At 41.4% G+C, this 11,095-nt stretch carries 9 protein-coding genes; 8 read left to right on the forward strand and 1 reads right to left on the reverse strand.

The window, feature by feature from the left end:
* From icd to NF418_RS08875, 6 genes are all read left to right on the forward strand, one after another.
* Complete coding sequence (icd, locus tag NF418_RS08850; protein ID WP_256779290.1) at positions 1 to 1,188, forward strand: NADP-dependent isocitrate dehydrogenase; 1,188 nt, start codon at positions 1 to 3, stop codon at positions 1,186 to 1,188.
* Positions 1,189 to 1,336: 148 nt separating this feature from the next.
* A complete protein-coding gene (locus tag NF418_RS08855; RefSeq protein ID WP_002936050.1) occupies positions 1,337 to 1,600 on the forward strand; it encodes a phosphocarrier protein HPr in 264 nt (87 codons plus the stop codon).
* 4 nt (positions 1,601 to 1,604) lie between these two features.
* Complete coding sequence (ptsP, locus tag NF418_RS08860) at positions 1,605 to 3,338, forward strand: phosphoenolpyruvate--protein phosphotransferase (protein WP_256779292.1); 1,734 nt, start codon at positions 1,605 to 1,607, stop codon at positions 3,336 to 3,338.
* Between the two features lie 63 nt (positions 3,339 to 3,401).
* Positions 3,402 to 3,641: a hypothetical protein gene (locus NF418_RS08865; RefSeq protein WP_256779294.1), complete on the forward strand. Its 240-nt coding sequence runs from the start codon at positions 3,402 to 3,404 to the stop codon at positions 3,639 to 3,641.
* A gap of 249 nt (positions 3,642 to 3,890) precedes the next feature.
* Positions 3,891 to 5,315 carry an NADP-dependent glyceraldehyde-3-phosphate dehydrogenase gene (locus tag NF418_RS08870; protein WP_256779296.1) on the forward strand — a complete coding sequence of 475 codons (1,425 nt, stop codon included), beginning with the start codon at positions 3,891 to 3,893 and terminating at the stop codon, positions 5,313 to 5,315.
* Positions 5,316 to 5,420: 105 nt separating this feature from the next.
* Positions 5,421 to 8,447: an IdeS/Mac family cysteine endopeptidase gene (locus NF418_RS08875; RefSeq protein ID WP_256779297.1), complete on the forward strand. Its 3,027-nt coding sequence runs from the start codon at positions 5,421 to 5,423 to the stop codon at positions 8,445 to 8,447.
* 29 nt (positions 8,448 to 8,476) lie between these two features.
* Here the strand turns inward: NF418_RS08875 and NF418_RS08880 are convergent, their stop codons facing one another.
* Positions 8,477 to 9,595 (reverse strand): NAD(P)/FAD-dependent oxidoreductase, encoded by a 1,119-nt coding sequence (locus NF418_RS08880; protein ID WP_306172700.1) that lies wholly within the window; start codon positions 9,593 to 9,595, stop codon positions 8,477 to 8,479.
* An 85-nt stretch (positions 9,596 to 9,680) separates the two neighbouring features.
* Here NF418_RS08880 and NF418_RS08885 point away from each other — a divergent pair, with 85 nt between their 5' ends.
* Together NF418_RS08885 and lepB are read left to right on the forward strand one after the other, a co-directional pair.
* A complete protein-coding gene (locus NF418_RS08885) occupies positions 9,681 to 10,298 on the forward strand; it encodes a GDSL-type esterase/lipase family protein (RefSeq protein ID WP_256779301.1) in 618 nt (205 codons plus the stop codon).
* A 58-nt stretch (positions 10,299 to 10,356) separates the two neighbouring features.
* Positions 10,357 to 10,899, forward strand: coding sequence for a signal peptidase I (gene lepB, locus NF418_RS08890; protein WP_256779303.1), 543 nt, complete (start codon positions 10,357 to 10,359; stop codon positions 10,897 to 10,899).
* Positions 10,900 to 11,095: the final 196 nt, after the last annotated feature.

Here is an 11,095-nt window from a genome sequence, read left to right on the forward strand (position 1 = left end):
ATGACAGAAAAGATTTTGATGAAAGATGGCAAACTAACTGTACCGAGTCACCCAATTATTCCCTATATCGAGGGGGATGGAATTGGAAAAGATATTTGGCCAGCAGCACAAAAAGTTATTGATGCGGCGATTGAAAAAGCATATGATGGACAACGTTCGATTGAATGGCTTGAAGTTCTAGCCGGTGAAAAGGCTTATGATATAACAGGGACTTCCTTGCCGGATGCAACATTGGAGATTATTCGTGACCACCTGATTGCAATAAAAGGGCCATTAGGGACACCGGTTGGAAAGGGGCACCGCTCACTCAATGTTGCTTTGCGTCAAGAGTTGGATCTATTTGCCTGTGTGCGACCAATTCGCTATTTCGAAGGAGTTCCCAGTCCCTTGAAACATCCGGAAAAGACCAATATGACCATTTTTCGTGAAAATACAGAGGATATTTATGCAGGTATTGAATGGGAAGCAGGAACAGAAAAGATTAAGGAAGTGATTGCCTTTCTTCAGGAAACGATGGGCGTAAATAAAATCCGTTTTCCAGAAACCTCCAGCATTGGTATCAAACCAATTTCGATTGAAGGAAGTAAGAGACTGATTCGCTCTGCAATTGATTATACCTTGAAACATCAGTTGAGAACCGTGACATTAGTACACAAAGGAAATATTCAAAAGTTTACAGAAGGTGGCTTTCGGAAATGGGGTTATGAACTGGCTCAAGAAGAATATAGTAAAGAACTCGCTAATGGTAGTTTGATTGTCAACGATATCATCGCCGATAATTTCTTGCAGCAAATCTTGTTGGCACCTGAAGCATTTGATGTGGTCGCCTTAACCAACTTAAATGGCGACTATGCATCGGATGCCCTGGCAGCACAGGTAGGAGGTATCGGTATCTCTCCAGGTGCCAATATCAACTACCAAACAGGACATGCCATCTTTGAAGCAACGCATGGCACAGCGCCTGATATTGCAGGAAAAAATCTAGCAAATCCAAGTTCTCTCCTTCTCTCAGCTTGTATGATGTTAGAATATATTGGGTGGAATGAGGCGTCCGAGTTAATTGTCAAAGCACTTGAAACGGCCTTTTCACAACAAAAAGTAACCGGTGATTTCGCGAAATACCTGGATGTCGCTAGTTTAACAACTGATGAGTTTGCTGAAATATTAACAGAAAATATATCCATATGAAATAGTTGTTCCAAATTTTAAAAATGCGGGAAATCCTGAAAGAAACGCAAAAAATTCTTGAAAATGATTTCAAGAAGTGGTATAATGCTTTTTGTAAGGGTTATCACAAATAACCCACAATTTTGTAAAAATAAAGGAGAATCCAAATATGGCTTCAAAAGACTTCCACATTGTGGCAGAAACAGGTATCCACGCACGTCCAGCAACTTTGCTTGTTCAAACAGCTAGCAAATTCGCTTCAGATATCACTTTGAACTACAAAGAAAAATCTGTAAACCTTAAATCTATCATGGGTGTTATGAGCCTTGGTGTTGGTCAAGGTGCTGATGTAACTATCTCAGCTGAAGGTGCTGATGCTGACGATGCAATCGCAGCTATCACTGAAACAATGGAAAAAGAAGGATTGGCATAAGAAAATGACAGAAATGCTTAAAGGAATTGCAGCATCGGATGGTGTTGCCGTTGCTAAGGCATATCTACTCGTTCAGCCAGATTTGTCCTTCGAAACTGTTACAGTTGAAGACACAAATGCAGAAGAAGCTCGTTTGGATGCTGCTCTTGCAGCATCACAAAACGAGCTTTCTCTTATTCGAGAGAACGCAGTAGCTAGCCTTGGTGAAGAAGCCGCAGCCGTATTTGACGCACATTTGATGGTTCTCTCTGACCCAGAAATGATTGGTCAGATCAAGGAAACTATTCGTGCTAAGAAAACAAATGCTGAAACAGGTTTGAAAGAAGTAACGGATATGTTCATCGCTATTTTTGAAGGTATGGAAGATAACCCATACATGCAAGAGCGTGCAGCAGATATCCGCGACGTTGCAAAACGTGTATTGGCACACTTACTTGGCGTTCGTTTGCCAAACCCTGCGACAATTGATGAAGAGTCAATCGTTATCGCACACGACTTGACACCTTCAGATACAGCACAATTGAACAAACAGTTTGTAAAAGCCTTTGTAACAAACATCGGTGGTCGTACAAGCCACTCAGCTATCATGGCTCGTACACTCGAAATTGCTGCTGTTTTGGGTACAAATAACATTACTGAGATCGTTAAAGATGGTGATGTCCTTGCTGTTAACGGTATCACAGGTGAGGTTGTTATCAACCCTTCTGAAGAAGTGATTGCAGAATTTAAAGCAGCTGGTGAAGCCTATGCTAAACAAAAAGCTGAGTGGGCACTCTTGAAAGATGCTCAAACAGTGACAGCTGACGGCAAACACTTCGAATTGGCAGCAAACATCGGTACACCAAAAGACGTTGAAGGTGTAAATGATAACGGTGCAGAGGCAGTTGGTCTTTACCGTACAGAGTTCTTGTACATGGACTCACAAGATTTCCCTACTGAAGATGAGCAGTACGAAGCTTACAAGGCTGTTCTTGAAGGTATGGACGACAAGCCTGTCGTGGTTCGTACAATGGATATCGGTGGTGATAAGGAACTTCCTTACTTCGACCTTCCACACGAAATGAACCCATTCCTTGGTTTCCGTGCCCTTCGTATCTCTATTTCTGAGACTGGTAACCAAATGTTCCGTACTCAGTTGCGTGCCCTTCTTCGTTCATCTGTACATGGTAAACTTCGTATCATGTTCCCAATGGTTGCCTTGTTGACTGAATTCCGTGCAGCAAAAGCAATCCTTGAAGAAGAAAAAGCAAACTTGTTGGCTGAAGGTGTAGCAGTTGCAGATGATATCCAAGTGGGTATCATGATTGAAATCCCTGCAGCAGCTATGATTGCAGACCAATTTGCTAAAGAAGTTGACTTCTTCTCAATTGGTACAAATGACTTGATCCAGTACACTATGGCAGCAGACCGTATGAACGAACAAGTTTCATACCTCTACCAACCATACAACCCATCAATCCTTCGCTTGATCAACAATGTGATCAAGGCTGCTCACGCAGAAGGCAAATGGGCTGGTATGTGTGGTGAGATGGCTGGTGACCAACAAGCTGTTCCACTTCTTGTCGGAATGGGCTTGGATGAGTTTTCTATGAGTGCAACATCTGTCCTTCGTACACGTAGCCTCATGAAGACACTTGATTCAGCTAAAATGGAAGAATATGCTCAACGTGCCTTGACAGAATGTGCAACGGCAGAAGAAGTTCTTGAACTTCAAAAAGAGTATGTTGATTTCAACTAATTTAAGAATAATAATCTTTTGAAATAATGTTGAATACTATTTTCTATTTTTGGGAGGACTATTATGAGTAGATATGCGATGTGTCCAGACTGTGGGCATCGTTTAAGTAGAGTTAAAGATAGTTTTGGCTATTGGGACGAAGAAACGTATATTTGTAACTATTGTTCTGATGAAAATGAGTATAACGAATATGATGAAGAATCGCTAAGTGTTTTTGAAGCAGCTGATATTTGGTTCTCAAATGGCAAAGATGAAGAATTTATGTTCGGTTTTACTGAAGACGAACTAGAGGAAGCATTATAATTTAAAATTAGAAAGAGTATTTTTATATATTTCTTTATTGAAGATAAATTTAAAGTTTGGAGTAGATAAACTGCTTCAAACTTTTTTGTATGCTCCAGCATTGAGTACTATATATTTTTTGAGATATACGGCTTAAAATACTTTGAAGACTGAAATTAATTTGGAAGAAAATTTGAAATTTTCTGAAAATTATTACAAAATCTATATCGATGTGTTACAATTATCACATTATACTTAAAGGAGGAAGAAATGAAGGCGTATAATAATTATATTAACGGTTCTTGGGTTGGATCAGAAAAATCAATCGCGATTCACTCACCGATTAATCAAGAAAAACTCGGTACAGTTCCTGCTATGTCAAAAGAAGAAGTTGATCAGGCAATGGAAGCTGCTAGAAAGGCATTACCTGCTTGGCGTGCCCTTTCAGCGTTTGAACGTGCCCAATATTTGCATAAGGCAGCAAATATTTTGGAAGAGCGTAAGGATGCTATTGGTGAAATTTTAGCAAAAGAAGTTTCAAAAGGTATTAAGGCATCAATCGGAGAAGTGGATCGTTCCGCTCATCTCATTCGTTTTGCTGCTGAAGAAGGTTTGCGTGTTTATGGTTCATCATTAGAAGGTGGAACATACGAGCCAACTGCTAAGTCAAAAGTTTCCTTGGTTCGTCGCGAGCCAGTAGGTATCGTATTGGCGATTGCACCCTACAACTACCCTGTTAACTTGTCTGCTTCGAAGATTGCTCCGGCTCTAATCGGAGGAAATGTGGTTATGTTTAAACCACCAACGCAGGGTTCTATTTCTGGTCTATTGTTGGCAGAAGCTTTCGCAGATGCAGGAATCCCAGCGGGTGTCTTCAATACCATTACAGGTCGCGGTTCAGAAATTGGTGACTACATCATCGAACACCCAGAAGTGAACTTCATCAACTTTACAGGTTCAACTCCAATTGGACAAAAAGTTGGACAGTTAGCTGGTATTCGTCCAATCATGCTTGAATTGGGTGGTAAGGATGCTGCGGTTGTTATGGAAGATGCGGATTTGGACCACACTGCAAAAGAAATTGTAAGTGGTGCCTACAGCTATTCAGGTCAACGTTGTACGGCTATTAAACGTGTTCTTGTTATGGATTCTGTAGCGGATGAATTGGCTGCGAAGTTGAAAGCAGAAGTTGAGAAGTTGACTGTCGGTGATCCATTTGAGAACAAGGACATTACGCCAGTAATCGATGAACAATCTGCTGAATTTATCGAAGGTTTGGTTCAAGATGCACAGGCTAAAGGTGCAACTGAATTGACACCATACAAACGTGAGAAAAACTTGATTTGGCCAACCCTTCTTGACCATGTTACACCAGATATGGAAATTGCATGGGAAGAGCCATTTGGACCAGTTCTTCCAATTATTCGTGTTTCAACATTGGATGAAATGTTGGAATTGTGTAACCAGTCTGAATATGGTCTTCAATCTTCTATCTTTACAAGCAATTATCCGTTTGCCTTTGATTTTGCGTCAAAATTAGAAGTTGGTACGGTTCATATCAATGCTAAGACCCAACGTGGTCCAGATAACTTCCCGTTCTTGGGTGTTAAGGGGTCAGGAGCAGGTGTTCAGGGTATTCGCTACAGTATCGAAGCGATGACGAAAGTGAAGTCAGTGGTATTTGACGTTCAATAATAGACAGATGAAAAAGTTTCCGAAAGGAAGCTTTTTTTGATATATTATTTTGATATTTTACTAGGTGTTGATATAATAAATTTAAAACAGAAAGGAGTGAGTAGGATGCACAATCCTGTCCGTTTTGCTTTGAGGAAATTATCGGTTGGTTTAGTTTCGGTTGCCTTTCTTTTTGCAGTGACTACAATTTGTTCAATTGATGTTAGTGCCGATACGGAGGCTATTTTAGGCAATTCTATTCATGAATTACCTACTTTTGATGATATTGGAGATGGTGAGGAGTTGCCTCAGGAAGAGGAGAGGACTAGCCAAGAGGAAACTGTGACCAGCCTAAATCAATTAGACCAGACTCAATTAAATCAAGGTTTATATGAAAATCAGAATGAAGCATCAAGCCCAAGCCTTGATGGTGAATTGACTGTTACAAATCAAGAAGATAGCCTGTCTAGTGGGGTGTTTAGAAGTAGTGGAGAACCAACTTCTTCAAAAGAAAATCTTGAAATGCCTGTCTCTCAACCGACCAGCTACTACGTCACAGATAGTGGGGAGACCCGTGAAATTATCTGGGCGCAAGGGGTGACGCCGCCAAGTATGGGAGAGGCTGGTGATTTTAAAAAGGAAGTGACCGGTGAATTTGTTGAGTATTATATGCCCTATGAAGCCGGAAATGGTTACTATGATGCCAACAAGAGTTTGGATGCTTCTATAGAGGACTTGAACCTGTGTTTTGCGGCAGTTTCTTCCAACATGTTGCACTGGTGGTTGGAACAAAATAAGGAGTATGTAGAACGGTATATTAGTGAGAAATATGGAGCTGATCTAGGGCAGCAGGACTATTCTTTGACTGATATAAGACGTTACACAGATTCTTTTGAAAATCAGCAAAATAGCCGAATTTTTAACCTCTTTAAAGCCTACTACGGTCGCCGATTGAATGGGTTTGTATCAGATGCTCTGGTGGATCTATTTATCAATGGTTATCCCCCAAAGAGTCAAGGAGGGGTCAATTTAGAAAATCCTGATTTGGTACCGGATAAACGCGGTGGCTTTTTTCATGAAGTATTTAAGGAAAAAAAGTTGACGGATCGGATGTTCAGCGGAGATTATCTCTATTTTGGAAATTTGGTTCGCAATAACTTAGAAAATCAAGGTTTACTTGGCTTGACCTATCGAACTTTTGGAACGACCACTCATATTGTGACGGTCTGGGGGGCTGAGTATGATGAGAATGGATTGATTCGAGCAGTTTATATTACGGATTCGGACGATCAGCATCATCCGATTGGCTTGAAACGGATGGGAATCACACGGGATTCCTCTGGCAATCCTCGATTAAATAATAATGTCGTGAAAAATTCGGTTGGTTCTCATCTGGACTATGTTCATGTCATCAAACTTGGGCAATCCTATTGGGAAGAATATTTTAATCCAATAGAAGAAAAAAGGCAGTTGGCTAGACAGCAATTGGCGAACGTCAAGGAAGAAACACTTCTAGCGATAAGGAGTCAAGAAGAATTTTCGGAAAAAGAAAAATATGACTATAGTTCCTTGCTAGAAGCTAAATATGGTGAGGTGCTAGCGTCAATCAATGCTGTGGTTGTCGCTTCTGAGCTAGCGACTGTTTTGGAGTCGGGAATGAAACAACTAGCAATTCCCATGCAGAAGCTAGGAGGCGCTGTCCAGCATTCCTTACCTAAGGGTCACCTTTCTGTTCATGGTTCTTCGGTTAGCCATGAATTACCAGTAGGTCATTTGTCCCTTCATGGTTCTTCTGTTAGCCATGAATTGCCCGTCGGTCATGTTTCCGTTCACGGATCGTCCGTTACGCATGAGTTGCCAGTAGGTCACCTGTCCCTTCATGGTTCTTCTGTTAGCCATGAATTACCAGTAGGTCATTTGTCCCTTCATGGTTCTTCTGTTAGCCATGAATTGCCAGTAGGTCACCTGTCTCTTCATGGAAGTTCTGTCACGCATGAGCTGCCAGTAGGTCACCTGTCCCTTCACGGTTCTTCTGTTAGCCATGAATTGCCAGTAGGTCACCTGTCCCTTCATGGTTCTTCTGTTAGCCATGAATTACCAGTAGGTCATTTGTCCCTTCATGGAAGTTCTGTCACGCATGAGCTGCCAGTAGGTCACTTGTTCCTTCACGGTTCTTCCGTTAGCTATGAATTACCAGTAGGACATTTGAACCTTCATGGTTCTTCTGTTACCCATGAATTGCCCGTCGGTCATGTTTCCGTTCACGGATCGTCCGTTACGCATGAGTTGCCAGTAGGTCACCTGTCCCTTCACGGTTCTTCTGTTAGCCATGAATTACCAGTTGGTCACTTGTCCCTTCACGGTTCTTCTGTTAGCCATGAATTACCAGTAGGTCATTTGTCCTTTCATGGTTCTTCAGTTAGCCATGAATTGCCAGTAGGACATTTGTCCCTTCACGGTAGCTCCGTCACGCATGAGGTTCCCGTTGGTCACCTGTCTCTTCATGGAAGTTCTGTCACACATGAGGTTCCCGTTGGTCACCTGTCTCTTCATGGAAGTTCTGTCACGCATGAGTTGCCAGTAGGTCACCTGTCCCTTCATGGTTCTTCTGTTACGCATGAATTGCCTGTGGGAGCTTTGTCAAGTTCTGAGGATTTGGTGGCTGACAAGTTAGAACATGTGACTGCTGAAAAAACGGAAATAGAGCAGGCTGGAAGAGGAATTTTAAACCAGATTTTTACCTTGTCTAATGAGTATTCAGGAAAAATTTCAATTAGACCTATACTAAATATGCGTGAGAATGTATATAAAGATACCAACTTTACTAGCGAACTAATTGTGGAGCAAGAGACAGTTGGTCAGGCTAGTAGTACAGGTTTACCAAGGGCATTCAATCAGTCATCAGAACCTGATTTTCAGCATGAAAAGGATTCAGAGAAGGAACAAGTCACCCCTTCCACAAGTATCAGTTCAAACAATCAATATCTGGGCAAAGGGAGTGAAAAAGCAGTAGCTAAGGGGGATGAGGCGGATAGTCAAGAAAAAGAAACGGCTGACCTAACTCCTTATTTAATAGCTTTTTCTCTGCTAGGTATTGGGGCAGTGGGTTATTGGTTACTTTTTCACAAGATGATTAAAGTTGATAAGCCATAGAAAAAAGGCTACTCAGTGCGAGTGGCCTTTTAGCTATTTATTTGTTTTTTAATGTAGTTAGTAGGAGAATAGGCTGTTCGATCGAAGCTGTTTTCCTTCCCTAAAATTTCTTGAGCGATTTGCCAGCCGATGAATGGACCATTTGTCAAACCAGAGGAACCTAGACCGCTTGCAACCCAAACATTTTTCATGTCTTCGAGATTGCCATAAAATGGTGCATAATTTGAAGTGTAGGCACGGGTTCCGATCCGTGTTTTGGCAACGGAATAGTTGGCTAGGTCTGGCATAAACTCGGCTGCCTTATCTTGCATAGCTTGGATTTTTTCAGGGTCGAGTGTCAGGTCATAACCCATATCATCCTCGTGTGTAGCTCCAACGATGATTTTACCATTTTCAAAAGGCAAGATGTCAATTTGTCCATAAGGCATGCAGACGGGCCAGTTGTTTGTGTCGTATTGGGTATCTAATTCCAACAATTGTCCTTTTTGTGGACGAACATCAACCTGATAACCAAGTGGTTCTAGGATATGTGGTAACCAGGCACCTGTTGCCAGGATGATGTGGTCGGCTGTCAGCTCTTGTCCATCTAGTTCGATAGTGTGAGCGTCTAGCAATTTTGCCTGTCCTTGTAGACGCGCTCCGCCATTTTTCAAAACTTCCTCTTGCAAAATGTCAATCAAACGCCCGCCATCGATACGGCCGCCTCCTTCTAAATGAATGCCGTAAAAGTCAGGTTTGAGCGGTGGGAGATAGTCGCTGATTTCTTCTCCTTGCAAGCTTGTAATTTGACCAATGGTTGGAGTATCGACACGGCGGTCTTCCGCAATTTTTTGGATTTTTTCTAGCAATTCTGGCTTGCTCTTCAAGCCGATTGTTCCAGTTTGCTTGAAAGGGATGTCCATGGCTCCAGCAGCCTCTAAATCTGCGACTAATTTGCGATAGAAGACTGCACCTTCTGATGTCAGTTTATACCAATCTTTATTTTTCTTTTGAGCCATCCAAGGACAGATAATTCCAGCAGCTGCACGGGTAGCGGTGCCGACACCGTGGTCTATGAGGGTTAAGTTGACAGTTTCATCTTGGGAGAGGTAGAAGGCAGCTGTTGAGCCGACAATCCCTCCGCCTATAATCATCACGTTTTTTTTCATATGTTCATTATATCACAAATTCAGCAGTTTATTTATTTTTTTCAAGATGGTACAATAGAATGATAAGAATATCAGAGGAGTTCACGTGTCAGATATTATGTATCCAGAGGTCCTAACCGTTGGAAGTGGGGCCATAAAAGTTGCGACAGTTGGCGATAGCCTGACATACGGTTACGGTCTGGAGCACCGTGAAAAAGATGCCTATCCCTGCATTTTGGCTGAGAAACTGGGTCATCATTATCAGGTATCTAATTTCGGTTTGAGTGGTCGTTCGCTTCAGTCGACGTCGGATTATCCCTATTTTAAAGAGAAAAATGCCCAGTTGTCTCTTGAGAGCGAGGCGGACATTGTCATTATCATGATTGGTAGCAATGACAGCCGTGGTCCTTACTGGAATAAGGAGCGATTTATTAGTGAATATAGGGAAATGGCAGAGCGGTACTTGAGTTTGCCTAGCCAACCAGATCTTTACTTGGTCATTCCACCATTCGTGCCAACCAGTCGCTTCGGGCTTAATAATCAGATTATCGAAGACGAATTACAAGCCATTATTGCAGAAATTGGTCAGGAATTGGATGTGCCAGTCATCAATCTTTATCCCTTAACCAAGGGGCATTTGGAATATTATAGCGATGGCTTGCACTTGACACCTCTTGGAAATCATGTCATTGCTGAGGAAATTTTTCAGAAAATCATGAGCTAACTTCCAAGAGGAACTTGTCCTTATCTTATGGTATAATAAATTCAGGAATGGAGATAGGATGTTAAAAAGAGATTTTATAACCCAGCTAATTTTATTATTACTTTTAGTTCTTGGTTTAATCGGGCTTAGAGTTTGGTTTTTCGAGCCTGTAACCATTACAGATAATATGGCTAATAATTACCTTCAGAGTGGAGATTTTATTATTACTGTGCGAAAGGACAGGTTGAAACATGGTGATTTTGTGTTATATACTCATGAGGGTAAGGAATACGTCAGTCGAGTGATTGCTGGTGAGGGTGATCAAGTGACCTATATGGATGATGTATTATATAGAAATCATGAGATTGTATCAGAAACCTATTTAACGAAAAATCTGGTTGATGAATACTACACAGAGGATCTGACGATTTCTACGCTAACCAATTCTGAGTATGAGGTCATCCCTGAAAATAGTTATCTTGTATTGAACGACAATCGGAATAATAAAGAAGACAGTCGACAATTTGGTTTGATTAATGAGGACCAGATTATTGGTCGTCTATCCTTTAGACTTAGCCCCTTGTCTCATTTCGGTTTTGTGGATACTGGGATCAATAGATAGGTTAGGAATAATTAACAAAGGACAGAGCAAGTAGTTGATCTGTTCTTTTTTATTGAAAATTTTCCTGACGGTAAATTCTCAAAGTAAGTTCTAGTTCCCGTCCTTCCAGAAGTTACTTTGAGAAAACTGCATAACATCAACAGAATTTAGTCTCAGACTAAGTTCTTTTTTTGACTAAAAATGTTGATAATAGTGA

It is taken from the genome of Streptococcus suis, assembly GCF_024509555.1.
In the GTDB taxonomy this organism is placed as follows: Bacteria; Bacillota; Bacilli; order Lactobacillales; family Streptococcaceae; genus Streptococcus; species Streptococcus suis_AD.